At 50.1% G+C, this 24,665-nt stretch carries 21 protein-coding genes and 1 riboswitch; of the genes, 3 read left to right on the forward strand and 18 right to left on the reverse strand.

Annotated features, from left to right (window positions below; translation table 11 throughout):
* A partial coding sequence (locus DQG23_RS43070; RefSeq protein ID WP_238178032.1) for a hypothetical protein occupies positions 1-323 on the forward strand: 323 nt, incomplete at its 5' end.
* Between the two features lie 115 nt (positions 324-438).
* Here DQG23_RS43070 and DQG23_RS26240 read toward each other — a convergent pair.
* The 3 genes from DQG23_RS26240 to DQG23_RS26250 all read right to left on the reverse strand — a co-directional run bounded on the left by DQG23_RS26240 (position 439) and on the right by DQG23_RS26250 (position 3,578).
* Complete coding sequence (locus tag DQG23_RS26240; protein ID WP_113034006.1) at positions 439-1,266, reverse strand: carbohydrate ABC transporter permease; 828 nt, start codon at positions 1,264-1,266, stop codon at positions 439-441.
* The gene (locus DQG23_RS26245) at positions 1,263-2,144 is read right to left on the reverse strand and encodes a carbohydrate ABC transporter permease (RefSeq protein ID WP_113034007.1); all 882 of its coding nucleotides are present in this window, start codon (positions 2,142-2,144) and stop codon (positions 1,263-1,265) included. Before DQG23_RS26245 ends, DQG23_RS26240 begins: the two co-directional genes overlap by 4 nt.
* A 153-nt stretch (positions 2,145-2,297) precedes the next feature.
* Positions 2,298-3,578, reverse strand: a complete 1,281-nt coding sequence (locus DQG23_RS26250) for an ABC transporter substrate-binding protein (RefSeq protein WP_113034008.1) — start codon at positions 3,576-3,578, stop codon at positions 2,298-2,300.
* Positions 3,579-4,072: 494 nt separating this feature from the next.
* Between DQG23_RS26250 and DQG23_RS26255 the strand changes: the two genes are divergently transcribed.
* Positions 4,073-4,855 (forward strand): IclR family transcriptional regulator, encoded by a 783-nt coding sequence (locus DQG23_RS26255; protein ID WP_113034009.1) that lies wholly within the window; start codon positions 4,073-4,075, stop codon positions 4,853-4,855.
* Positions 4,856-5,027: 172 nt separating this feature from the next.
* Here DQG23_RS26255 and DQG23_RS26260 read toward each other — a convergent pair whose 3' ends face one another.
* The 3 genes from DQG23_RS26260 to DQG23_RS26270 form a co-directional block, all read right to left on the reverse strand.
* Positions 5,028-5,801: a thiazole synthase gene (locus tag DQG23_RS26260; RefSeq protein ID WP_113034010.1), complete on the reverse strand. Its 774-nt coding sequence runs from the start codon at positions 5,799-5,801 to the stop codon at positions 5,028-5,030.
* 73 nt (positions 5,802-5,874) lie between these two features.
* Positions 5,875-6,075 carry a sulfur carrier protein ThiS gene (gene thiS, locus DQG23_RS26265; RefSeq protein ID WP_113034011.1) on the reverse strand — a complete coding sequence of 67 codons (201 nt, stop codon included), beginning with the start codon at positions 6,073-6,075 and terminating at the stop codon, positions 5,875-5,877.
* A 247-nt stretch (positions 6,076-6,322) separates the two neighbouring features.
* A riboswitch (TPP riboswitch) is annotated at positions 6,323-6,463 on the reverse strand.
* Positions 6,464-6,501: 38 nt separating this feature from the next.
* Positions 6,502-7,365 (reverse strand): nucleotidyltransferase-like protein, encoded by an 864-nt coding sequence (locus DQG23_RS26270; protein WP_113034012.1) that lies wholly within the window; start codon positions 7,363-7,365, stop codon positions 6,502-6,504.
* A 114-nt stretch (positions 7,366-7,479) separates the two neighbouring features.
* Between DQG23_RS26270 and DQG23_RS26275 the strand changes: the two genes are divergently transcribed.
* A complete protein-coding gene (locus DQG23_RS26275; protein WP_113034013.1) occupies positions 7,480-7,848 on the forward strand; it encodes a DUF2614 family zinc ribbon-containing protein in 369 nt (122 codons plus the stop codon).
* A 132-nt stretch (positions 7,849-7,980) separates the two neighbouring features.
* On the opposite strand, the gene DQG23_RS26280 is transcribed toward DQG23_RS26275, so the two are convergent.
* The 12 genes from DQG23_RS26280 to DQG23_RS26335 all read right to left on the reverse strand — a co-directional run bounded on the left by DQG23_RS26280 (position 7,981) and on the right by DQG23_RS26335 (position 24,634).
* The gene (locus tag DQG23_RS26280; protein WP_113034014.1) at positions 7,981-9,729 is read right to left on the reverse strand and encodes a glycosyl hydrolase family 18 protein; all 1,749 of its coding nucleotides are present in this window, start codon (positions 9,727-9,729) and stop codon (positions 7,981-7,983) included.
* 331 nt (positions 9,730-10,060) lie between these two features.
* On the reverse strand, positions 10,061-10,510 hold the full coding sequence (gene perR, locus DQG23_RS26285; RefSeq protein ID WP_113034135.1) for a peroxide-responsive transcriptional repressor PerR: 450 nt from the start codon (positions 10,508-10,510) through the stop codon (positions 10,061-10,063).
* Positions 10,511-10,710: 200 nt separating this feature from the next.
* Positions 10,711-11,880 (reverse strand): DUF4097 family beta strand repeat-containing protein, encoded by a 1,170-nt coding sequence (locus DQG23_RS26290; protein WP_113034015.1) that lies wholly within the window; start codon positions 11,878-11,880, stop codon positions 10,711-10,713.
* Positions 11,881-11,897: 17 nt separating this feature from the next.
* A complete protein-coding gene (locus DQG23_RS26295; RefSeq protein WP_113034016.1) occupies positions 11,898-12,515 on the reverse strand; it encodes a hypothetical protein in 618 nt (205 codons plus the stop codon).
* Positions 12,516-12,546: 31 nt separating this feature from the next.
* The gene (locus DQG23_RS26300; RefSeq protein WP_113034017.1) at positions 12,547-13,017 is read right to left on the reverse strand and encodes an anti-sigma factor; all 471 of its coding nucleotides are present in this window, start codon (positions 13,015-13,017) and stop codon (positions 12,547-12,549) included.
* Positions 12,965-13,570 carry an RNA polymerase sigma factor gene (locus DQG23_RS26305; protein WP_113034018.1) on the reverse strand — a complete coding sequence of 202 codons (606 nt, stop codon included), beginning with the start codon at positions 13,568-13,570 and terminating at the stop codon, positions 12,965-12,967. Before DQG23_RS26305 ends, DQG23_RS26300 begins: the two co-directional genes overlap by 53 nt.
* A gap of 205 nt (positions 13,571-13,775) precedes the next feature.
* Positions 13,776-14,195 (reverse strand): NUDIX hydrolase, encoded by a 420-nt coding sequence (locus DQG23_RS26310; protein ID WP_146762386.1) that lies wholly within the window; start codon positions 14,193-14,195, stop codon positions 13,776-13,778.
* Positions 14,196-14,300: 105 nt separating this feature from the next.
* Entirely contained in the window at positions 14,301-14,993 is a 693-nt protein-coding gene (locus DQG23_RS26315) for an MgtC/SapB family protein (RefSeq protein ID WP_113034020.1), read from the reverse strand.
* A gap of 71 nt (positions 14,994-15,064) precedes the next feature.
* A complete protein-coding gene (locus DQG23_RS26320; protein ID WP_113034021.1) occupies positions 15,065-16,651 on the reverse strand; it encodes a stalk domain-containing protein in 1,587 nt (528 codons plus the stop codon).
* Between the two features lie 326 nt (positions 16,652-16,977).
* Positions 16,978-19,173 carry a right-handed parallel beta-helix repeat-containing protein gene (locus tag DQG23_RS26325; RefSeq protein ID WP_113034022.1) on the reverse strand — a complete coding sequence of 732 codons (2,196 nt, stop codon included), beginning with the start codon at positions 19,171-19,173 and terminating at the stop codon, positions 16,978-16,980.
* 28 nt (positions 19,174-19,201) lie between these two features.
* A complete protein-coding gene (locus DQG23_RS26330; protein WP_113034023.1) occupies positions 19,202-22,255 on the reverse strand; it encodes an S-layer homology domain-containing protein in 3,054 nt (1,017 codons plus the stop codon).
* Positions 22,256-22,384: 129 nt separating this feature from the next.
* Positions 22,385-24,634: a helix-turn-helix domain-containing protein gene (locus DQG23_RS26335; RefSeq protein ID WP_158560697.1), complete on the reverse strand. Its 2,250-nt coding sequence runs from the start codon at positions 24,632-24,634 to the stop codon at positions 22,385-22,387.
* Positions 24,635-24,665 lie beyond the last annotated feature (31 nt).

The raw sequence follows: 24,665 nt of genomic DNA on the forward strand, positions 1-24,665 counted from the left end.
TGCGATTTGTTGCTTGTTTTTGCTGGCTTTATTTCGCTCATTGTTCAGTTTTCAAAGGACAATTCTTTGTTGCTTTTTTGTTTCATTTATGTCGCTTTGTTTTTCAGCGACTTTTTTATCTTACCACATCTTCAGTTTATAATGCAAGAACTTTTTTTAAATTCTTTTTTCTTGCATTTCGCTGCTCGTTTGTTACCGAGCTGCCTTCCGAAGCGGCGAAATCTAATTTATCACAGGATTCGACATTAAGTCAAGCACTTTTCTCAACATTTTTTTCACTATCAAATAATCGCCCTCGCAAAGCCTCCTCAAACGCGATATGATTCCCTCCTTTTCCTGGCCGGCACGCCTGATTTCAAGCCCGCAAACATAGAAGGCGCCCGCACGGCTCCGCGCTTTTCCAAGCTTGAAGCATCGTACGAACGCCATAAAGTGCGATCATCCCTTAACCGCGCCGGCCGACAAGCCTTTGACGAAATAACGTTGAAAGCTGACGAAAATAACGAGGATCGGAAGCAGCGTTAAGCTGATGCCGCCGAAGAGCAGACTGTAGTCTCCCATCCCTCTGCCCGCAAAAAACTTATAAAGATTGATGCTGATCGTCGGATAATCCTTCGAATTCAAAATAACGAGCGGAAGCAGCAGGTCATTCCATATATAGATGAATTGCATAATGATCAATGTAGCGGTAACCGGTTTGAGCAGCGGGAAAATAATCTGAAAGAACGTCCGAAACGGCGAGCTGCCGTCTATATAAGCCGATTCTTCCAATTCGAAAGGCAGCGATCGCATAAAGCCGCTGTAAGTAAAAATGCAAAAAGGCGAAAGCACCGCCATGTAAACGAGCGAAATGCCGATTAGATTGTTGTGAAGATGCAGATCCTTCAATAAGAATACGATTGGAATCAGCGCGGATTGCACCGGAATCAAAATCCCCGACAAAAACACCCAATACATCGCATTAAACAGCGGATGCTTGACTCTGGCCACCGCATAGGCGGCGAGCGCGGAAAGACTCACGGCGAAAAAAAGCGTAATCGCTCCGATCAGGAATGTGACGCCGTAAGAGCGTACGATATCCATTTTCTCGAACGCCGAGACGATATTGCCGAAGCCGACGCTAAAATCCGGAAACGCCAGCGGTTTCGTGGCGATTTGCTGATGCGTTTTGAACGTATTGATGATAATGACGTAAAGCGGAATGGAAACGACCAGCGCCAGCAATATGGAGAACAGCTCGAACGCACCGTAGCGAAGTTTCTTCATGAATGAGCTCCCTCCTCATATTTGCGGGAAAGCGAAACGAAAAAGATCGTAATGATCAGCGCGACGGCGGTTAATACGAAGGAAGCGGCCATTCCGTGCGCAAACTCGGTCGACTGAAAGGCATAGCGGTAAATCCGTATCGCAAGCGTTTCGCTTGAATAGGCGGGACCGCCGCCGGTCAACGCAAATGGAAGATCGAAAATCCGAATCCCGTTCGCAAGCCCGATCAGTACGCTGACCGTTATGCCCGGAGCGATCATCGGCAATGTAATAGAAAAGAATTGTCTCCATCTGGAAGAGCCGTCAATCATCGCCGCTTCCTTTATTTCATGGGGAACGCCTTGCAGAGCAGCAAGGTATACGATAATGATCGGCCCCATCATTTGCCACACCGTAATGAAAATAAGCGAATACACGACATAATCCGGTGAATCGATCCACGGTATCGTTTGCTTCTCTCCGAAAATTTTGCTGAGCGTAACGTTAACCAGACCCGTATTCGCATCCAGCATATAGCGCCAAACAAATGCGGCTACGACAATCGGAATAATATTCGGAATATAAAACAAAGAACGAAGAAGCGTTTTGGTCTTCAGCTTCTGATCTAGCAGAATGGCAAGCAGCAAACCGAACACGTTAGCCAAGCAGGCAGTCGCAACTCCAATGAACAACGTTCTGTTCAGCGCTTTCGTAAAATCATCGCTTTTAAAAATGTCGATATAATTGTCCAGGCCGATAAACTTATAAGCGCCTACGCCCTTCCAGTCCGTAAAGCTGTAATAAATCGATTGGAAAATCGGAAAAAATAAAAACACGCCCAATATGACCGTTATCGGAAGGATAAAGATCACGCCTGTCATGAACATCTTCTTCTGCATAGCCTAGCCCCTTTATCGCTTCGACTTATTGATCCCACGCATGCAATAAAACGTTTCTGCAAGTAAATGTTAAAAGCCAAACGAAGAGGCGGCGGCCTTCCGCCACCCCCGCTTCGTCATGCCGCCTGCCGCTTGACGGGCATCGCCGCTTTATTATTTTTGTTTCGTTTTATCGTATTCGGCTATAAATTTATCGACGGCCTTGTTCAAGTCGTCCTTAAAGGTATATTCCTGAGCGGCGTTTCCAAGCGCCACCCATGTCGCACTCGGAATAGGGCCGGTGTTCGCGAACGATACGACACGGTTCGTTTCCAGCCATTTCGGCACTTCGGCATACGACTCATCGAGCTTGCCTACGCCGGTTTGGGCGGAGAACGTCCCTTTCGTTTCCTGGATCTTGGCGTATGTGTCCTTGCTGAAGAGCCAGTTCAGGAAGGTTTTGGCCGCTTCGACATTTTTGCTTTTTGCATTGATGGCGATTCCGTCCTCAGGAACGAAAATATACGGGTTTTTGTCCTCGGCCGAATACGGCAGGTTCATGAAGCCCAAATCCATGTTCGGCGCAAGCTTGCGAAGCGCGCCTGCCTCCCATGTTCCGCCCATAAGCATGGCCGCGTCGCCGTTAGCGAACGCTTGCTGCGCCACCGAGTACTCATTCGTAAAGCTGCCTGTACGCACGTATTGATTCAGCTCTTTAAAGCGTTTAAAGCCTTCTTCCACTAACGCGCGGTTTTCCGGCTTGCTGAAATCCAGGCTGTTGGACAAGTACGCTTTTTTGAAAGCATCATCGGCGGCAGCTTTGGCACCGAACGTCCAGTGGAATACGTTGGCGATCCCCGTCTCCCACTTGGATGAATACACGAGAAGATCCTTTCCTTTGGCCTTCAGCTTTTTACCGAGGTCGAGAAGCTCGTCCCATGTTTTGGGAGGCGCTGCGTACCCGGCTTCTGCGAACGCTTTCTTATCGTAGGCAAAACCCATTACCCCTACCCCTAGCGAAAATAAAGCCGTCTTGCCGTCAAGCGTCGTAGCCTTGCGAATGGAGTCTGCGTAGTTTTTGCTCGATTCCAGAGAGCTCAAGTCATAAATATAGCCGCCTTTGTTCGCCATATCCGTTGTTACATGACCGATGTTGATTTGATACAGATCGGGCATTTCACCGGTTGAAATTTTCGTCCGGAGCGAATCGTAAATGACTCCGTCTGGAAGCGTTTCCGCTTTTACTTTAATAGTAGGATGCTTGGACTGAAACTCCTTGATCAAATCCTCATGCACCCCGGCAAACAGCGATTCGGCGAACGTCATCGAAAGCGTTACGGAATCGGATGATTCGGACGAGCCGCCGGACGAGTTGTCCTTGCTGCCGCAGCCGGCGAGAAGAGCCGCGACCGTCAATGCTGCTGCCGACACTTTTAACGTTTTGCTTTGTTTCATAGTGTTGAACCTCCCAGTTGAATGATTCTTCTTTTCTTTTTTTGGAGCAGGATGCGAAAGTCGTGGCGTCACCTAACCCTTATGAAATCCCTTTCATCAAAGAATGCGCCATTTCGTTTTGCATATTAAACAATGTTTAATGATAACTATATATACCGCATGCCTTTTTGTCAATAAAGCGTTTTCAAATCCCTATAGTTTGTGCTATCATTTGTGAAATCGCCTAATTACACAGCTGGAAATGCATGTTTTCCGCATTTTTAAAACATCGTTTATAAAATAGCATGCCTATCGAGCAGATTCACCCACATAATTTCCCTTAAAAATCAGCAAATAAAGCAACCCAATATCGAAACTTCGTTTAATCTGATAACTGGTGTTTATTTTTTTGAGAAGTAAACCACAAGATGCTATACTGAAAGATGTTGAAAACGTTGTCACCGCGCCGGATACCCGCATAGCGGCGACAGCGAAGCGATATTCGAGGTGAAAGTATGGACTCATCCAAAAAATATAATGTCCCCGCATTGGAAAAAGCGATTGCCATTATTGAAACGTTATTTAAGCACGATGAAGCGATCGGGGTCAGCGAGTTGTGCAAAATGGTCGATATTCCGAAAACAAGCGTGTTTTTTATTCTGAATACGCTGGATCAGCATGAATACATCACGAAAACGGAAGACGGCAAATATAAGCTCGGCACGAAATTTCTGAATATCGGCCTGACGCTGCTGAGCAAAATCGAAATTCGGGAGCTGGCCAAGCCTTTCATGAACAAGCTGCTGCATGATACGGGCTTCACCGTTCATCTCGCCGTATTGGATAATGGGGAGGCTATGTACTTGGAGAAAGTGGAGAACGGGAAGTTCGTCAAGTTTTCCACTTATGTGGGGCAGCGCCTGCCGCTTCACGCATCGGGCGTCGGCAAGGCGATGGCTGCCTATATCCCTGACGCTGAGCTCGATCTCATCCTTGAAACGCGCGGCATGCCCGAGAAAACGGAAAATACGATTACGAACGCCGCTGAATTCAAAAAAGCGCTTAGCGACATACGCAGCCAAGGTTACTCCATCGAGGACGAGGAAGGAGAATCGGGCATTCGTTGCATCGGCTCCGCCATATTCGATCATCGGGGCCAATTGAAAGCGGCAATAAGTATTACCGGTCTGCGGACCGATATGCCGATTCAGCAAATTCCGCTGCTTGGCGCGCTTGTGAACCAAACCGCTCTCAGCATTTCGCAGCGGCTCGGTTATTCCCTGCCGGCGGAAGGTTGAGCCGTGTGCTCGATATAACGTTTAATTTCCCGGGACTATCGCAAAGATGAACGGCGACTATGGCGCCTCCGCTTGCCGCTCGCTTTAGAGCCGTCGCTTGCTGTCAGTAACGAAAAAAAGCTGTTTGTATCCGCGGCGAGCGCGAATCAAACAGCTTTTTTGAGCATTTGCCTTATTCGATCATACCTTCAGCAGGACTGCTAGCCGATGCATAACGTTTCTTAGGGATGCGTCCGGCCAAAAATCCTTTGCGCCCCGCTTCGACTGCGAGCTTGAACGCTTCCGCCATTAAAGCGGGATCTTGGGCGAGCGATACCGCCGTATTGAGCAGCACGCCGTCGGCTCCGAGCTCCATGGCAAGCGCAGCATCGGCCGGTCCGCCGATTCCGGCGTCCACGATAATCGGAACCTTCGCTTCTTCGATGATGAAACGAAGGTTGTTCGGATTAACGATGCCTTGGCCGGAGCCGATCGGAGACGCTCCCGGCATGACGGCGGCAGCTCCCGCTTCCTGCAGCTTGCGCGCCAATATCGGATCGTCCGACGTGTACGGCAGCACGATAAAGCCTTCGTCGACCAAAATTTTAGTCGCCTCAAGCGTACCTACCGGATCGGGGAGCAGCGTCTTCGGATCGCCGATGACCTCGACTTTGATCATGTCGCACAATCCGCTCGCTTTGGCCAAGCGCGCAATACGGACCGCTTCCTCAACGGTGTATGCGCCGGCCGTATTCGGCAGCAGCGTGTACTGCTTCAAATCGAGCGTCTCGAGAAAATTGGGCGCATCCGGCGTATCGATCGGAAGCCGCCGTATCGCAAAGGTCAGCACATCCGTTTTGGAAGCTTCGACCGCTTTGCCTTGGATATCGAGAGATGAAAATTTGCCCGTTCCGAGCAGCAGACGGGACTGAAATTCATAAGGTCCGATTTTCAGCAAATCTTTCATATTGAACGCTCCTTCGTAATAAATGATGGATGAGTCGCAGCAAAACCTCTTGTTAAGAGCCTAACCTAAGCGGTCAACCGCCCCCGACAAAATGCACGATTTCCACTTGATCGCCGTCTTGAAGCTTCGTATCGCCATAGCTGTTACGATCGATAATCGCGCGATTCAGCTCGACGACCAAAATCTTATTCTCCAGCTTGAATGCAGTAAGCAGCTCGCTGACCGTGCCGACATCCGGCACATCCCGAAGCTCGCCGTTAACGGTAAGCCGCATCTTCTCTCCTCCTCCGCTCATCCCCGCATCAACGATTCGTCGTTTTCCGAATACTCGCGGAGTGCATTTTACAACCCCTCGCAAACTGCGCTCCACAAGGTAAACGGCTTCGCCATCCAAATCGCTTTCGGAGAAAGCAGCTTCGTAAGCATGTGCTTACGAACAGGCGCGTTTACCGGGATATCGAACAGTCTGCGGGATTCAAAAAAAAGCCAACCGCAAGGGTTGGCTTTGTGGATACACGTCAAAAAACGCATAACCACTTCCCTACGCTGGTATAATCCAGGCGGCGAACATAACGTTAACCGTTATGCGCCTTTTCAGGTTCCAAGGGTTTCAGACGCCGTCTGCTCTCAGCCTGGCAATTCAGGCTCCCCTAGTGGTGAAAAATTATTCAATAAGCCTTAGTATAGCACAAAGTCCGTTCTATTTGGTATAACGGATTTCAAGCTCGCCAAAATCGTCCGTTAGCGATACGGCGACTTCATTGACTAACGATTTTTTGACAAGCTTGTTCAGCAGCAGCGACAGCTCCTGCATATCGCCGATTTCCGCCGTCTCGAGCAGTTCCGCGGAGCTCCAAGGCTCTTCCCGGCTTTCCAGCATTTGCAGTAACGGCATGCAGCAGCGTTCCATCTTGGACATGACGGAAAACTCGCAGGCCAGCAGCACAAGCTCGACGCGCTGCTTGAGCGTTTCACTGCTCGAGGTAAGCTCCTCATACAGCTTGTAAACGCCCGGATTAATTCGGTATACCTGCTCCCATACCGTCATTTCCGGATGGCTTCCATGTTCGATAATGACGATGCGCGCCCAATGATGAAGCGCCGCCATAACGCAGCTGTAGGCATCCATAACGTGCTGCTCGCGCAAATAGTCCTTTGCCAGCGAGGATGTACGCAAAAATGCCGCAAACTCCGTCATCATTTTCCGCTCGCGCTGCCGATCCGGAAATTCCAGCAGCCGGTGCCGCAACCGTTCCAATTCCCCTCTGCGGTCCAACACGATTTCACCTCGCACGATCCACTGTTTGACACTGCTCTTCTCCGCATGGCGGATCAAACGTTCCAAATCGCCTATTTGAAGCCATCGTTCTTGTATACGGCTTCCGTCTTTTATATAATGAAGGAGATTATCGGCGCTTTCGCTCCGTTCGTATACGATCAACACAAGCCGGTGGAATTGATCGCTCAAAAGCGCATGCGGCGACTCTTGCTCGACCAACAGCGCACTTATAACGTGTTCTTCCTTTTTTAATCTTTCGAAGAGCTCGGTTTTGAATCGGTCCATGCTTGCCTCCGTCCGTTGCTTGAATTTCTGTATACTGTAGACTTCTACACCAAACAGCACTTTCCTGCCGCATGGGAGAAAAGTCACATTTTCTGATGGAAGAAGAGGAAACCGATGTTATTCAAGTCTAGTAAAGTTAATGAATTTCGCCTATGGGGCCTGCTGCTGACAATGTTCGGCCTGCTGATCATGGTGCTGGGCATGGCCGGCATCGTATTCGAGTGGGGTACGGTCGGCCGGGTCATCGCAGCCGTTTTTCTTGTTCTCGGGTTAATCAGCGTCTTTGCAAGCATGGCCGTTTATTTCTGGGCAGGCATGCTTTCGACAAGCGCAGTCGTACTGGAATGTCCGGAGTGCGGCAAAACGACGAAGATTCTCGGCAAAACCGACCGCTGCATGTTCTGCAAAACGATTTTGACACTCGATCCGACACACGCTCCGAAGGAAACGGAGCCGGCAACGCAGCAGCATACGCCGCAATAACGAAACCGCCGGAATCGCACGATACATACGCGATCTCGCAAACGCGCACTGCAGCCATGAGCTTTCAAGCGCCAAAAAGCACCCGTAAGCGTTCGTCACGCTTGCAGGTGCTTTTTCGTTTACTGCCGACCGTTACGGTCGCTTCTCGAGCGTATCTTTAATGACGTTCCAAATATCCGGCGTCTCGAACGAGCGGCTCCACGAAGCGATGCCCGCAAGATCGTATTTTTTGACGAGCTCGGTTCTGCTTTTCATGGAAACGGCGTCTTCGATCCATATTTTGATCGTTTTGTCGCCTTCCTTGTACTCCACATAATTGTTGCCTGATGCTTTGTCATAGGTCGGCGTAAGCTTTTTCTCCTGGATCGTTTTCTGCACGACGTCCATCCCTACGGCCTTCGAGCTAACCTTCGTTTTGCCGTCCTTCATTTCCTCGGTCCATAAGCGCGTATAGAACGGAACGCCGAGCACCAGCTTGGAGGCGGGAACATCATCCTCTTCCATGATTTGCGTAAGCCCCTTCTCCACCCAAGGCAAAGAAGCAACCGGACCCGCTTTCGGACTGGATCCCCAATGCTCGTCGTACGTCATAACCATCATATAGTCCACGACTTCGCCGACGGCACGGCGGTCCATGAAGAGCGAGTACACTTCGGAGCCGTCCTTCACGGTAACGTCGATCGATACGACAAGCCCCTGCTCATGCAAAAATGGCGTTAGCTCGCGCACAAACTGTACGACATTCTCTTTATCCTTCAAATACACGTTCTCGAAGTCGATATTAATGCCGTCGATTTGATACATCTGGGCATAAGAGACAAGCTGCTTGATCATCTTGATCCGCTTGTCGTATGTTGCAAGCGCCTCGGATGTCTGCTTCGGCTCGAAGCCGTTGGAGAACAGCGCCCATAGCTGGTATCCCTGCGCATGCGCCCATTTGGTAAAAGCGATGTCGCCGGTGTTTTTCAAGTTGCCTTCGCCGTCGGCAAGATGAAACCATTGCGGACTGATCACGTTCAAGCCCGGCATGGCGCCGATTTTGGACGTATCGGGATTTTTGTTGTAAACCTGCTGCCAGGTCAAATTGATTTTGCCGCCAAGCGGCTTCCAAGGAGCTTTCGGCTCCTTGCGCTCCTGAATCGGAATCGTCTCGGTGCGGTCCAGCGATACTTCGCTTTTCTTCATATAGCCGATATAACCGTTCGGTAGCTGAACTTTGTACCAGTCGTTCTCTCCCTCAAGCAGCATAACGGAATCGCCTTGCTTCACGTCGGCCGCGATCGGCGCTTTCACCGTAGGCTCGGTACGCATGGCGCGCAGTTTATCCGGCTTATCGGCGGATGCGGTAACTTTCCCCCATTGAATAACGTCGCCTTCTTTATGAAGAATTACCGCTCCCGTTTCGTCGGACTCTCTCGTTTCGATATTATAGTAGTTTAATAATGGCTCGACGGGCAAATACGTATTATCGTCGATCTTCTCGACAGGAAAACGAAGCGTGAACGGCTTCTCGTTGACGAGTCCGGTTAGCTGGCTCGTTTTGAGCCGGACAACCTTGTCCTGCGTCGTAATAATGACCGACTGGCTCTGTTCCTCATAGCGGATGTTCGGATCGATCAAATCTTTATAGACGTCGATCGGCAGCTTCAGCGCTTCCTTCTCCCCTGCCGCCGGCAGCTTCAGCATCGCTCCGCGATAAAAGATCGGTTTCTTCGAGCCGTCGAAATCGGGCGTCTGGTGCGTAGAATTCGGCCAGTAAAAGTGCCAATAACCGTAACCGGCACCGCCGAGTATGACAATCATAAACAAGATGAAAATAAGCGGGACGAGCCTTCCCGACTTGCGGCGTCTAGGCTCGGCATTCATTGCTGCCGGTTCCATAACTCACTTCCTTTTATATAATAAACGATCAAAAACGCTAAAATGTTCCACTTTTCCCGGGAAATAACCGAGAAAAACGACTATTGCGCCGTTAACGCTGTCGTTTCCTGCAGATTTATAGCTGCCTCTGCAATATGTTTTTGCCGATTAACCGAAAAATCGACAATGGTCAACAAGATAAACCGTCCGTCGGCGGCATTATCGCACTTGCCGAATAAAACAAAAGGACGTATCCCGCCGCATAAACATGCAAGCCGGTACGTCCTATTATACTATATTTTACGACAAATCTCGCAAAGTATGCTGCTGCTCGATTCTGGAAAGTATATTCTTAATGTTTGATCGTACTTGCGCATTCCCGGCAAAGCCCGTATACCTCGAGCCGGTGGCCGCGAACGACAAAGCCTGTTTCCGATGCCGCTATATGCTCTACATCATGCAATTTCGGATAGTTGAAATCGACGATTTTGCCGCAATTCTCACACTGGGCATGATAATGCTCGGACATATCCGCATCGAACCGGCTGGAGCTGTCGCCATAAGTAAGCTCACGCACAAGTCCGGATTCGATAAATACCTTCAGGTTGTTGTACACGGTCGCTACGCTCATGCTAGGGAAGCGTCCCTCCAACGCCCGGTAAATCTCGTCAGCGGTCGGATGCGAAATCGTGTCCAACAAGTATGAAAGTATGGCATGTCGCTGCGGAGTCATACGCACTCCTGTCGACTTCAGCTTATCCAGCGCTTGTTCAAATCGGGCTCCCACGGTACTCACCACCATCATTCTTATGCTCGCCTTTTCGGCTTGATATTGCGAGTTATTCTCATTGTACGTTCGAATCGTTCGTTTTGTCAATCAAGGATAACGCCTACCGGCGTCCTGCAGGCCGGCGTTTACCGAGAAATGGAACACTCGGCGAAGGACATGCTTTCCGGCTTTTGAAACGAAAACCCGCATTCGGCGGCAAGCCCTATCGTCAATCAATCGCTCTTGTTGACCGAAATATGCCCGTTGCTGGAACGGATCAGCACCTTATGTTCCCCCGTGCCGATCTTGCCTTCGATGCTGTTTTTGTCCTTGGATAGAGGCAGATCGGTATCGACCGAGCTGTTCGTCGTCGCTCCGTCGACCGTGAAATTCCCGGTGGACGGAAGCTCCGTTTCCACCTTCGAATTCGTCGTACGCAGCTCCCAGTCGCCGCCGATCGTATTGCTTCTGGCTTCGATTTTACCGTTCGACGTAATCGCGATGACTTCGCGGCCTGCTTGATCCAGGATAATTTTGCCGTTCGTGGACTCTACCTTCACCTTGCCTTCGACTTGCGAAATATCGACCGAACCGTTCGTCGTCTTAAGCTCCGCATCGCCCTTGATATTGGCTGCGTTGATCGAGCCGTTCGTCGTCCGGGCTTCGGTATTTCCGTTAATGTCGGTCAAAGTAAGCGACCCGTTCGTCGTTTGCAGCTTCAGGCGGCTTTTGGCGGCAATGCGGTCGACTTCGATTTTGCCGTTGCGCGTCTCGAAATCGAAATCATAACCGCTCGTTTCCGGAACCGTTACGACGAGATCCATTCTTGGCGTTCTTCTGATGCCGAGCTTTCCGCTGTACGGCTCGCCCTTGGCTTCGATATGCAGCTTGCTGCCTTCTTTATATTCGATTTTCGAAAGATCGGCGATTTTCTCGGCTTCGGCGGTGTCGGACATGTCGACGTAAACCGTAGCTTCAATTAGAATGCCGGTTACAGCACCCGATTTAATATAAATAGGTCCGTTCGTGTTGTCCAGCTCGATTTGCTCCGTACCCGAGGCCAGCGGAACCGTCGTAGCCTCCTTCTCGAACTTCTGGCCCCCGTTTCCGGAAACAACGTTGAACCAATCGAAGGAAATTTTGCCGGCCTGCGTCGTGCCAACGACGATCGCCGCGATAATAACGGCAATCATGACGCCTCCCAAATCAAGCTTGAGCTGACGCTCGCCTTTATGGTAAATGAAGCTGAACAGCATGTATTCGACGCCTAACGCGATCAATACGGCCGGCCACCACTCGACGGCTTTGGCCAAATACGAGCTGCCCGTCGACTGATCGATCAGCAGAAGCGCACCCACCAGCACCATAAGAGCAGCGGCCGTATATCTCCCAACCTTCAACATAGCGATTCTCCTTCGCTTTATTTTTTGCGCGATTCCATTACGAACAGAACGATCCCCGCTCCGATCAAAATAGCGGCGCCGATATAGGAGCCGTTCATATGAAACAGCTCATTGAACCACGCCGGCCTGTTGAAGAGCAAAAAGAAGACGATTCCCGCTCCGATCAGCACAAGCCCGATCCGGTTCGGCCGGTCTGCGCCCCCAAGCGGATCCGTTCCCCAAGCCTCAGGTGGCAGCTCTCCGGTCTGTATCATTCTTGCGCGCGCATTCACCTTGTCGGCCAGCTGCAGGGCGTCGAAAATGTTGTAAAAGTAAACGACCGGCAGCAAGCAGCTGATCAGAACAACCAGAGGAATAAAGTTATCCCCTTCCATGCTGATAACGACCGTAGGGATAGCGGCGATATTGAGAATGAACAGCAGCATGACGACGAGCCCTTTCTGCATGAGTCCCAGATAGAAATGCCCGATGCCCGGAAACAGAAAAGAGAAAAGCCCTGTCAACGCCTTGCTCTTGCGCGGCGGCGCGGAGAATGGAACATTCGGAAAAGGAGGTGTCTGAAACTGCCTCATACGCTCCTCGAAAAAATCGTCCTGCCGCTTATTATCGTTCTGAAAATTTTGATTGCCTTCCATTCGGATTTTCCTCCTCTCAACGTTTAACGCTCTAATACCGAATATGATTGGTTACTTTGTCGACAAAACCGATAACGAAATCCACTTTGCCGCGCAGCCCGCTTTCAAGCACCCCAGCGTCAAGGGTAATGACCTGCTGCAAAATACCCGCGTGAATGAATAAATAGGTCGCAACCGCGGCAGCGAGCAAATTCGTCAGCTCGGGACGCCAAAACGAACGGCGAACAGGCGTTCGACCCCCTTGAGCTCCGCTTCCTTGTTCCCGTACCTGCAGCGAAGGCTCGTCGGCAAGCCGCTCCATGATCCTGTCTGCGAATTCAGGGGAAGGCTGCGCATCCGTCATCGCATTCAACTGCCTGTTCAGCTCCATGTACGCCTCCGCCTTATGACGGCAAATCCCGCATGTTTCCGCATGCTCTTGAATGCGCCGCGCCATAAGCTCGCTGCAGCTACGGTTTGCGAACTGCTGAAGCTCGCGCCCGTTCGGGTGCTTCCGATTCATTCCCGTTCACCTCGATCCATTTTTGCTTTAGCATCGTTTTGCCCCTGTATAAACGAGTTTCAACCGTTTTGAGAGGGAGCTGCATAATGTCTGCGATTTCCTGATACGACAGCTGCTTGTAGTGATACAGATACATAATGATCCGGTATTTATCGGGAAGCGAGGCAAGCAGCGCTTGCATATCGGACTGCTCCTCTTGCCTGACGACTTGCTGCTCGGGCTCCGCAGACCGGTCGCCGAACCAATTCCGCACTTTGTCCAACATGGCTTCGAGCGGCTTGCGGCGCTGCGACCGCCGGTAATCCTGTACGAGATTAACGGTGAGCCGGTACAGCCAAGTCGTAAATTTGGATTCGCCGCGATACTGAACGAGCGTCCGGTACAGCTTCAGGAACACTTCCTGAGATAAATCCTCCGCCGTCTCCGGATGTTCGACCATCCTCAAAATAAGGGTATACACATACGTTTGATGCCTTTTCACGAGCATACGGTAAGCGTCCTGACGGCCTTGACGGACCTCTTCCGCCAGTTCCTCATCCGTCAAATGCTCCATCCCTTCACCACCTGTTCGCCCGTTATGCTTCGATTGATTTTCACAAGATACACCATTAGACGTTAGTTTTTATAGGAACCCTTCAATTCCGGAAAAAAAATTTCGATTTTATAAAATTATTATGGCTGCGCCGTCCGAAACGCTTTCAAGCAAGCGAGTTCATAAGCATAAACTAAGGGTGGGCGCACTTCAGGGAATGTAACGATCAACGAAGGATAATCTTTCTTTTTCGGAAAAAATACCGTTCGAGCTTGTCCATCAACAGTCCGTCTATCGGACGCCAAGCGACCTCCTGCAAAAACTTGACGTCCCAGTCCGCGTGCTCCGGGTCGTAGCCAAGCGCCAGCGTGCCGGCAACCGCTACAGCCGCAAAGGTAACGGTTGCCGCATAGCCGTGGCTGACCCCGGCAAAATACTGCTCCCCCAAATGATCCGTTATGCGCACGGTTAATCCCGTTTCCTCCTGCAGCTCGCGGACGACAGCCTGCTCCGGCATTTCGCCTTGTTCAATCCCGCCGCCGGGCAAACACCAGTAATGCTGTCCGATCGTCGTATCGAAATGCCGGACCATAAGCAGACGGCCGTTCTCGATAAGAATCGCCTGCGCCCTTTTTTTGATAATCATGCTTAACGTGCCCCTTCCGTTCGATTTCAAAAGCCTCCTCTTCGCGGATGCAAAGAGAAGGCCGGCAAACGTCGATATGATCAAATAAATAATTGCAGCTAAACCCTATTCAACCGATACGCCGGTAATGCCGTGAAGACGCTCGATTCCTTCAATAAGCGGGACCAAAACGCTCGGCTTCGGAATTTTGACCGAGAGCGTGACGTAAACGATATTGCTGCCGTCCTCCTTCTGTTCTTCCTCCATTGACAGCTTGCGAACATCGACGCCTTTCTCGTCAAGCAAGCCGGAGATGCGGCCAAGCGTGCCGGGCTGATTCAGCGTACGGATCTTAATCGCATACACGCGCTTGTCGCGAAAATATTTTTTCTCGACGATATTGAGCACCCATAGGCTGAGCAGCACCATAAATGTCGATAATACGGCCGCATAATAAAATCCCGCTCCCACCGACAAGCCGATCGCCGCTACGACAAGCAGCGTTGCCGAGGTGGTCAGTCCGGTAACGCTCAAGCCGTTGCGCAAAATGACGCCCGCCCCGAGAAAGCCGATCCCCGGAAGCACCTGCGCGGCCAAGCGAGCCGGATCCATCCGGACGTTGTACTCGTCGACGAACGCGGAAAATCCATACATGGACAATAACATAATAAGCGTGGAACCCAAGCAGACCAAAATATTCGTACGAAAACCGGCCGCATGGCTGTGCCGTTCCCGTTCGAAGCCGATCAACCCGCCAAGCACCAGGGCAAGAACGAGCCGGAGCGTCAGGTGCAGCGGATCGATTTCCCATGGACTCATGGACGTCCCCCCTTCGCATTTTAGACAAGTAAATGTCCTTATTGTAGCATGATTTTCCACTATCGCAATACTTACTGAATGTACGTATTATCGCGAAACTCGCCGCTAAACCGGACATTGCCGTGTTCGTCGTAAGCCGTGCCCTGACCGTCAGGCTTGCCGCCGCGCAGCGATCCGACATACCGAGCGCCGCTTTCGTAATATAACGTTCCTTGCCCTTCCACTTCGCCGTCCTTGAAATCTCCTTCATAGACCAGCTTGCCGTTCTCGTAATAACGGCCAAAGCCATGAAACCGGCCTTGCAGCAATTCGCCTACGTACTTCCAATCCTTCCCGTAATAAATACCCGGATACGATTTATTCGCCGCCGTCTTTCGTTTCAAATCCGCAATCCACTGCCGCTCCAGCTCCTTCACCGTCTGATTCGAAATCAACTGCAGCTGGTCGTTGAACAAACCGCGCGTAAAAAATATGGAGGCGATCGCAGGCTCGCCATACCGCTCCGCCAAGAACGCATAGATCGACTGCGATAATGCATATCCAAGCTCGACGTTCTCCCACTTGTCCGACGATTCGGCGAGTTCGTCCCATGTCATCAGTTTATTCGCGGCAAGCGCTTCGTAAACCTTCAAATCCCTCATCGCCGCATAGAAAGGCGCGTCAAGCTCATGATAGGTGGCCGCCCCTTCCATAAACCAAAAAGGGTATGTTTTGCTTTTGGACGCGTCAGCGGACAAGGTTATCGCGTGTACCGTTTCGTGCAGCGCCGTTATCAGCAAGCGATCGAGCGAAGGCTCGTCCAGCTTGATCATCATTTTGCGGTCCTTTACATTCCATTCCCCTTCGGACCAGGACAGCTTGACGGCCTTCTCGTAATCCTCTTTATTGAGCAGCGCAAGCGGTATTTTGTAGGAAAGCGCATGATCGAGCGTCTCCGACGCGTGGAGGTATATCGCATCCAGATGCTTGGCGATCGCAAACACAGTCTCTTCCTGTTCCGTGTAGTAAACCTGGTAGTGCGATGTCGCGAACGTTCTCCACTCCTTGGCTCCCGCCTCCGGCGCATCGACCGGCGGCTTCACCGCTTTGACCGGCTTCCAGCTCGGCTGCGGCTCGACCGGCAGCTCCGCTGTCGGCGACGCTGCCGCTGCGCGGACATCGAGCGGCTTTTGGGGCTTCGGCCGGGATATCGGCGGTGCGGTAGCGATTTTAACGGTTCGTGTCGCATTGTCCCAAGTGACGGTTGCGCCGAGCGCTTCGCCGATAAAGCGAACCGGCACCATCGTATTGTCGTTCACAAGCAGCGGAGCCTCCTCCAGCACGACAGGCTCCCCGCTGACGACGGCTGCGGATAAACCGATCGCCAGTTTGATTTTCGTGTATGCTTTAACCGCCGTAACCGTGCGCGTATCGTTGTCCCATTCGATCTTCGCGCCAAGCGCCTGGAATATGGCTCGCATGGGCACCATCGTCGTTTGTCCGACAATAACGGCCGGCTGGCTGTACGTTTGCAGCTTGCCGTCAATGGTGATCGTAACGGCGGCCTCCGCCGACGCCGGCTTCGCTTCTTCCGCCCAAGCGTACGGGGAACCGCCCGTCAGCAGCAAACTTGCCGCCAGCAGCGTTCCTGCGGCCCATTTTATGAAACGGCTTCTCATAACATCCCCACTCTCGCATTGTATTGCCGTAGACCGTTTTCGCCGTCGGAGCCGGGAATTCCTTCTATTGGAAATGATAGTATGAAGAAAACCTCAGTGTTTCAACTCGGATAGCCGGGCGGAGGCTGCGCTCTCCGACGCTTTCAACGCCAAAAAAGCCACCATCCCCACCTGAAAGTGGTTTTGGCGGCTTTGCCGCTGAAAGGCAACCTTGCCGTGCTCTCCCTTTAAGTAGGTGGTTTATTTATTAAACCTGTCTACTTAAAGGGGGGCATGTCAGACATCGGCGTCTTATCTCGTTCTTTACCCTCTGATCCTTTAAGGGGTTAGTGTAAATCGATCAAAGCAACCCCGCTGGGCGCACTTAGCACCGAGCCTGTTTTTATAAGCGATGTCACGGTATCATCGGAATAACAGGCTGCGAATAACGAAGTCGTCCCTGCATTTACCAGCCAAATGAATGATTTCGTCGTTGTTGCCGAATCGTTCGTCTGATAAAAGATACAGTTATTAAAAACGGACTGGGGCTTCAACGCTCCACTTTCATTAATACTGAGAATATAATCGCTTGTGGCGATATCTTTTTCGAACCTGCATTGATGGAATTCTGTCAGGATATCTTTGCTGCTCGTTCCGCGAATGATGTTCATAACGGCATCACCTGACAATTTCATTGTAGTATCGGTTACAATAATACGCCCTTTCGTTCGCAAGGTCACCGGACCGTATACTTCACAATCCTTAAATCGTATCGTTCCCTGGGAGGCGCTTTTTCCCATAACATGCGACAAAGTACTGAATGTACAAGAATCAAAGAGCAATTCCGTAAAATCATTAATAACTGGAACCGTGACATTACAATTTCGAACCCGAAGCGTGGGTGAACTCGCTAAGCTTTTAATGACTACTTGCCCAGGCAGATTTACATTTGTGAATTGATCCACGATAATGACCGCCTTACCCCCGTCGTACATCACAATATCCCCTGATAAACTCCCTGTCGCAACGAGACCCGAATAATTGCCGTCTCCAAGGATCGATCCGCAATTGAGTATAGTCACACCCGGCGTTTTAGTCGGGGCTGCTTCATTATTGATGAGAAAGTTAGCGTATTCTTTGGAATCGTCCGCAAATGACAAATGTGCAAAACAATCTGTGAAATGAAAAGTATCCCGATCATTTGTCCCAGTCAGATGAAAACCCATATAGGATCCTTGGGCATAACATCCACTGCATGCAACGGAAATCGGTGTCGACCAGCCAAGCATTACAAAAGCATAGTCACGATTATCGATCGATAAGCAAGAATCCAGCATGAATGATGCAACCGGAGTCTTCTTGGGAGCTCTTGGACCAGAGACACAAGTAAATCCTCGATGCTCATTATTCTCTGCTACACATTGAGAGAAGCTGATACTTTCAGACATCTCCGACCAATAGCCGGAATTGGATTCGGCCCCTCCGTAATTTAGCGAGCCATGATGCCCATTTCGGGCGTAACATTGGGAGAAGGATACATTATGCGTTCCCTCTTCCGTTACATATCCAATCCTGGTGTAGTCTTCAGACAAGCATCTGTCGAATCTCACATGGTGGGACGTTTCCACATACACAGCATCACCAAAGTTTCCCCGGGCTTTGCGCATCGTGCAATTTTCCAGGTTAACGGCATTGCAGCCCGTTAGCCGAATGGTAGAAAAAAAGCTGTTTTGAAAAAAACAATTGCGGATAAGAATTTCACTAGAATTCAATAGAAAGAGACCGACCGATCCGGAAAAGGCATTATAGTTGCCGCTGTTCCACGAGGAAGGATCCGCAGTTACGCTGCCGTCAAAAGTTAAACCTTCGAAAGTCAGCTTGCTTTTCCCCTCGACCTTGACAAAATTGCCATTAAATGTGGATAGAGGCACCGCAGCATTGCTTTGAATAACTGCATTCTCGCAGGAATACCAAGAAGTTGAGGGGGTGAGTCCATGCCCCATAAAGGTTCCGTAAGGGAAGCTTAGGGTTTTATGCACAGAAGCCGCGTAGCTGTTGGCCGCCTGAATAGCTGCTGAATCGTCAGTCGCACCGTCTCCCTTGGCTCCGAACCACTTGACGTCAATACATGCCGTTTCGATAACACGCTTGAATCTTTTTCCGGAAGCAGATACCAATAGGGTACCCGTATTGTCAACGGACGTCGTATCGCTAGGATCGTAGTGAAAGAGTCCCTCTTGTCCTACATCTTTTACATAATAAATAGAATCAGCAGTTGGATCGGACATGCTTCGAAGCTCAGCAATTGTGGTAGCTACAAGGCCGCTCGTTTCTAGATTCATAGTCATTAAATCTTTTATTTTGGTACGGTTAGCGACCGGATCGGCGTAGGCCTTGGTCAAAGATCCGCCAATCAGCCCCGATGAAGCGAGCGCTGCGCCTGCTATCCCTAAAGAAGAGAGCAATTTCCTTCTGCTGATCACACTGTTCATCTTTTCTTTCTCCGAACTAGGAGCGATCGGCAATTCCTTTTCATCTAACATGGCATATTCCTCCTGTTTTTGAAATTGACTATAGATTAATAAATCCTGCAGCCTGCAACAGCCTTTTGATAACGACAACGGCTTGAGCGCGAGTGGCTATATCTTGAGGAGCAAATAAACGATCTGTAATGCCTGTCATCACACCGGATTCAAGCATTTGTGCTGCAGCAACCCGTGCCCAAGAGCTCATCGCAGCCTTATCTTGGTAAACATCCAACAAAGGATTCAGCTTTCCTGCGACAGCAACCGGTTTATCAGCAAACGATAGCGCATTCGAAAGAATCACGGCCATTTGCTCTCTCGTTATCGTATCGTTAGGCCGGAAAGTCCCGTCCTCAAATCCACTGACGATGTGCGCTTTCGTCGCTGCCCCAACTACACCCGCGAACCAGTCGGACTGCCCGACATCCGTAAACGAATGGGTATTCGGCTGAATGCTCATCTGTGTAGTCATCGAATCTTCCTCTACCCCTAATGCACGAACTATTAGGCTGACGAACTCCGCACGAGTGACGTTGCCTTCGGGAACAAAGCCCGTTTCTGTCCGCCCGTTAACGATTAGCTTAGAGGCGAGCAGTTCTACGTCGTTTTGGGACCAGTGGCCCTGTAGATCGGTGAATGACCTCTTCGTTTGAGCAATCGCGTACAGGCTGTTTCCAGGTCTGAAGATACGCGCTTCTGTCATTCCGTTCGAGGTTATAAGGACAGAAGGGACGAAGAATACATCACCCGTTATCGGATCGATCCTGACTGCCGTTGCCTGCGTAATATCCATCGCTCCCGTTCCGGTCGCCCCTGTTGAGCCTGCAGTTCCTGTAAGCGCGATGCTTCTGTTCACATAAGTCCGTCCGAAGTCGGCAAAAACTTGTTTACTGCCATCCGCCTCTACGGCAAGCGAGAAATCGATGATGTCGCCTATAAGGCCGATACCTGCCGCTCTCGCTTGCTCAACCAACCGTTCCTTAGTTGGATCGTCGATCGTTTCCATCGTAATGTAGACGATGGCATTTTCCATTTTGCTTCCGAGCTGCTTTAAGAACGAGGTAAGTGTCGGAAAGTTTATCGGCAATGTGTAACCGACATTTCCTGCCTTAAGCTTAATGGCCGCATCGGGATTTTCACTCGCAGCAGCAACAAGCACTTTAGCAGGAATACCCACCTTACGAATCGCTTCCGTACCTGACATTTCAAATGTAATCGTTCGTGCTAGTGATGCTTCCTCTTTCAGCAAGCTAAATGCTTTCGTTAGCGAGTCGGCATGGAGCATCGACGTGGACGTCGCTTTCCCGTTCGTTCCCGCGGCTGCCGTTACAGTTAACGTTGCCGCACCGCTGCCAAGTATCACGCCATCTGAACTCTTTTTCACATCGTCGTCCGTCGGCTTTGGCTTTGGCGTGTTTGTTGTGCTTGTATCGGAAGGCTTCGGACTGATCTGGGCCTCGGCCCGATTTACGGTTAAGGTATACGTCTTACTGGTTAAGCCATCTTCAGCCGTAGTGACAATCACCGCTTGATTGGCCCCAGTCTGCAGTCTCATTGATAGGGGGACCCCACTGCCATGAGGAATGCCGTTGATCTTCATCGTAGTCGCCGGGTCATACGTAACCGCTATTACACTTAGACTGTTTACTTCATATCCGACATTCAGCGAGTAGGCAGAAACCTCGGGGGTAAACGAGGGCTGCAAAGTCCCCGCGCTAACGTTCAAGCCGCTTAAATCAGCATTCGGCTCAGTAACACCCGCCCGATAAATCGTCACCGTGTACGTCTTGCTCGTCAACTCGTCTGCCGCATGCACGACAATTGGCAGCACATTCGCACCTACATGCAGGCTGACTGGTATCTCCGCACTATTTGCATACACTTCTTCCGTTACCGAGATTCTTGCGGATGAATCGTACGTCTCCGCTGTAACGGTTACACCGGTAACTTCGTTGCCCACATGGACCGTATAGCTAGTAATGCTGGGATCAAAAGTCGGGCTGAGCGATCCGGTGCTTACGGCCAAGGTGCTCAAATCTGCAGCCGTGACCCGCTCTTCCGAGATGACGGTGATTTCGTCGCTATTGAAATTGGCCGCATAGACTTTGTTCATCGCCTCATTGACCGCAGCGGCAATCGGATTTGTTCCTGCAGATACGGTAGACGTCAAAAGACTCGCTCCATCGATCACCGTCACGCTGTTGCTGTCATAATTCGCTACATATATCTTGTTCGTATCCGCATTAATGGCCAGAGCATTTGGGCCTGCTCCAACGGATACCGTAGAGATGCTATGATCGCCGCCATTAATGACCGTCACATTGTTACTGCTATCATTGGCCACATAAATCTTACCGGTTGTCTCATTGACCTTAACCGCAGTTGGTGTTGTACCTGTAATCAGGGTTGAAGTGCCGTTCGTTACACCATCGATCACCGTCACGGTATTGTCATAAAAATTCGTTACATAAACGTTTCCGTTTAACGGGTTCACCGCCAAATCGTTCGGACCCGCACCTGTCGGAACGGTAAGAGTTGCATGGCTCAAGCCGTCAATGACCGTCACCGTGTCACTGTCTATATTAGCGACATAAATAGTATTGGTCGCCTCATTAACCGCCACGGCAAACGGACTCTTCCCCGTATCGATACTGGTCGTATGATTCGTTGCTCCGTCGATCACGGTTATCGTATCGTCGCCTATGTTGGCTACATAAATCTTGTCGGTCACCGGATTCACCGCTACAGCAAACGGCTGGATCCCTACCTCTACCTCTACGGCGTTGTTTGTAACGCCGTCGATCACCGTCACGGTATCACTATCCGCATTGGCCACGTAGATCTTATTCGTCACCGGATTCAAAGCTAGCGCATACGGTGTCGTTCCAACCTCAACGGTTGCCACGGTGACAATACCTCCATCGCTGTCTTGCAATACACTCACGTTGTCGCTATCCACATTGGCCACATAAATCCTGTTCGTATCCGGATTAACAGCTACCGCATGGGGGCCTCTTCCCGCTGCCGCATTCGAGGAGGAAGCTGAAGCTTCCGCTTGCGAAACAGGCAGTCCGGCAGTAAGTAATACGGCGACGATCATTCCTACGCATATCTGACGTAGTACAGAAATTGTTCTAAGCTTCACCGCTCACCAAACCTTTCGATCAGATAGATAACGCTTTCAAAATTTGTCTGAATTGGGTAATGGGGAGAAATGACAGATCATCTGCTAGAGTCCATCCCGATACTCCCCAGGAGTAATCATTTCATATTTTTTGAAGATTCGGCGGAACGTGATATCATTCTCGAAGCCGACAGTAAGCGCGATATCCTTGACCAGAAGCTCAGTATCCCCAAGAAGCTGCTTCGCACGTTCGACACGTTTTCTGTTGACGTAATCAACAAAATTGCAGCCGACATAGTCTTTGATTAATCGGGAAATATACACGCTTGAATAAGAAAACTGTTCAGATAGCAGGGTTAAGGATATATCCGGCTGAAAGCATCGCTCATCGATAAATGCCACGATCGCTTTTGTTAGATTCTCATTCACTTTTTGCTTGTTCTCGTTAATCGACTGACAGACCGCCATGTACACTTTCTTTATATAATCCACAGTGTCATGATAATTTTTCAGTTTTTGCAGCGTCTCGTACCCACCCAGCAGATCTGACGGCTCTCCTCGCGTGCTGCCATATACCGCAATTGCAGCAGTCATCATCCGGGTAAATACATACATACCGTGACGGCTGTCCAATCTTCGAGCCGCAAAATTTTGCTGCAGCAGTTCATCCAGCAGCTTCTCCGTTTTTGCGAAGTCGCCGGTTTTTGCCACTTGAATGAGTTGAATTTCGTTCTCGACAGTAAAATGAACCGTCTGCGCCAATTGATCGGCGATATCCGCATAGGCGGTTACGGAGGCCGGCTCCGGCGAATATTTGTATTCCAGCGCTTTGCGCCCTTCCCGGTAGGAAGTGCAAATATTGTTCAGCTCGCTGTAGACTCCGCCGACGCCACACGCTAATCCCAGCTCCAGACGCCCCGCATTCTTTTCCTGCAAATGTTCTAATAAATGCACGAGCAAATCGTTAAGCTGTTTCTTCGTCAAATCAAAAAAGTTAAGAATCATCGCATATTCAGACGGATCCGTCTCCAAGGCAAAACATTGAATCGAGTGCCTCTCGAAATACTCTTCAATCTCCCTGATGGTCAGAATGCTCAGTTCACTGTCCGTAAGCTTCTCCTGCGATTTCATATTATCCATCGCTTCCACTTCCATAACAGCGACTACGAATGAAGTTCCGGGAAATTCGAGACCACTGACCTCCATGCTCCGCTGGTTGGTCTCTTCAATGCCAACCCCTTTGATCAATTTGAGCAGGAAATTATTTTTGATGATCGGTCTTGATTCCTCTAAAGTGCGGATTTCCCGTTCGATCAGGTCGAATTCGTTACGATGAGTCCGCTTCAACGACGGAAATGAGATGTTGTGTACCAATCGGCGAATCGGACGATAATTATTCAAAGCAACCAAATACGAGATCATAAAACCGGCAATGACCGAACAAATCACCAGTGCATAGGTCATCTTTTTGATATACTCCACTTGCGCCATGACCGATTTGGAATCTGCGACTGCAATGTACTTAAAGCCGTTAAAACGAGAGGTGGCAAAATAATAGTTGAACCGTTCCTTACCGATCGGCAGTACACCACTTCCGCTCTGTGACTGAAGCGTTTCTTTAGATGGAAGCTTAGCGCCTTCATTGCCTGAAAAGAAATACTCAAGATTACTTTGGAGGATGTATAGTGTGGTTTTCTCCCCCATTTTAAACTGAGTGAGCGCTTCCTTCAGCTTGGCTTCATCGATCTGGATCAGCGTTAATGCCTCAGCTCTGCTTCCTGGCGGGTGAAGCGGTTTCACAAACAGCATCGTTGGATCGACGGGATTTCCGTAATACTCCATCTGAAAGTTGTTGATGAACTGAGGGGTATTAAGCGCTTCCCAATCTATACTTCCTTTTTGAAACCCGTCACTATGAATGCTATATTTGTTTGAAAAGTAATGAGACTTGTCATAAAACGTATCCGTATCGATGACAAGATCGCTATCTCGGAACACGACGGTAATATTTTTGATCACTTCGTTATTTAATTTGTAGATCCGCAGTTGAACGGCAATATTCATCAAATCGTTGATATCGATGCGATCGTAATCAACCGTTTCCATCTGCACAATCTTCGTGAGCCAAGGCAAATCCTTGACCAGCGATGCTATATCCGTGAAATCCCGGAATATCTTATCATAATGCTCCGCAATCCGGTCTACCATCGCCATGTTCATAGTATCGATCTGCTGGTTGGCAATTTTAGTCGATTGGTAATAATTGAACCCGCCCAGCAGCAGCACAGGCACCACCGGCATCAGGATGCAGGTCAGAAGCATTTTCCGAAAAACTTTACTTTTAAAAATGTCCATAACCTGCATCCCCCAGATGTGATCTATGCGA

Origin of the sequence: Paenibacillus contaminans (assembly GCF_003285015.1) — a bacterium.
Taxonomy (GTDB): Bacteria; Bacillota; Bacilli; order Paenibacillales; family NBRC-103111; genus Paenibacillus_V; species Paenibacillus_V contaminans.

What these genes read in the sequence shown, in the direction of transcription:
- DQG23_RS26255 (WP_113034009.1), top strand. Translation starts at nt 4,073, where the DNA reads ATGGACTCATCCAAAAAATATAATGTCCCCGCATTGGAAAAAGCGATT.
- DQG23_RS26310 (WP_146762386.1), bottom strand. Translation starts at nt 14,195, where the DNA reads ATGATTATCAAAAAAAGGGCGCAGGCGATTCTTATCGAGAACGGCCGT.
- DQG23_RS26250 (WP_113034008.1), bottom strand. Translation starts at nt 3,578, where the DNA reads ATGAAACAAAGCAAAACGTTAAAAGTGTCGGCAGCAGCATTGACGGTC.
- DQG23_RS26330 (WP_113034023.1), bottom strand. Translation starts at nt 22,255, where the DNA reads ATGATCGTCGCCGTATTACTTACTGCCGGACTGCCTGTTTCGCAAGCG.
- DQG23_RS26270 (WP_113034012.1), bottom strand. Translation starts at nt 7,365, where the DNA reads ATGGACCGATTCAAAACCGAGCTCTTCGAAAGATTAAAAAAGGAAGAA.
- DQG23_RS26240 (WP_113034006.1), bottom strand. Translation starts at nt 1,266, where the DNA reads ATGAAGAAACTTCGCTACGGTGCGTTCGAGCTGTTCTCCATATTGCTG.
- DQG23_RS26315 (WP_113034020.1), bottom strand. Translation starts at nt 14,993, where the DNA reads ATGAGTCCATGGGAAATCGATCCGCTGCACCTGACGCTCCGGCTCGTT.
- DQG23_RS26280 (WP_113034014.1), bottom strand. Translation starts at nt 9,729, where the DNA reads ATGGAACCGGCAGCAATGAATGCCGAGCCTAGACGCCGCAAGTCGGGA.
- DQG23_RS26320 (WP_113034021.1), bottom strand. Translation starts at nt 16,651, where the DNA reads ATGAGAAGCCGTTTCATAAAATGGGCCGCAGGAACGCTGCTGGCGGCA.
- perR (WP_113034135.1), bottom strand. Translation starts at nt 10,510, where the DNA reads ATGGTGGTGAGTACCGTGGGAGCCCGATTTGAACAAGCGCTGGATAAG.
- DQG23_RS26325 (WP_113034022.1), bottom strand. Translation starts at nt 19,173, where the DNA reads ATGTTAGATGAAAAGGAATTGCCGATCGCTCCTAGTTCGGAGAAAGAA.
- DQG23_RS26245 (WP_113034007.1), bottom strand. Translation starts at nt 2,144, where the DNA reads ATGCAGAAGAAGATGTTCATGACAGGCGTGATCTTTATCCTTCCGATA.
- thiS (WP_113034011.1), bottom strand. Translation starts at nt 6,075, where the DNA reads ATGCGGCTTACCGTTAACGGCGAGCTTCGGGATGTGCCGGATGTCGGC.
- DQG23_RS26260 (WP_113034010.1), bottom strand. Translation starts at nt 5,801, where the DNA reads ATGAAAGATTTGCTGAAAATCGGACCTTATGAATTTCAGTCCCGTCTG.
- DQG23_RS26275 (WP_113034013.1), top strand. Translation starts at nt 7,480, where the DNA reads ATGTTATTCAAGTCTAGTAAAGTTAATGAATTTCGCCTATGGGGCCTG.
- DQG23_RS26290 (WP_113034015.1), bottom strand. Translation starts at nt 11,880, where the DNA reads ATGTTGAAGGTTGGGAGATATACGGCCGCTGCTCTTATGGTGCTGGTG.
- DQG23_RS26295 (WP_113034016.1), bottom strand. Translation starts at nt 12,515, where the DNA reads ATGGAAGGCAATCAAAATTTTCAGAACGATAATAAGCGGCAGGACGAT.
- DQG23_RS26300 (WP_113034017.1), bottom strand. Translation starts at nt 13,017, where the DNA reads ATGAATCGGAAGCACCCGAACGGGCGCGAGCTTCAGCAGTTCGCAAAC.
- DQG23_RS26335 (WP_158560697.1), bottom strand. Translation starts at nt 24,634, where the DNA reads ATGGACATTTTTAAAAGTAAAGTTTTTCGGAAAATGCTTCTGACCTGC.
- DQG23_RS26305 (WP_113034018.1), bottom strand. Translation starts at nt 13,570, where the DNA reads ATGGAGCATTTGACGGATGAGGAACTGGCGGAAGAGGTCCGTCAAGGC.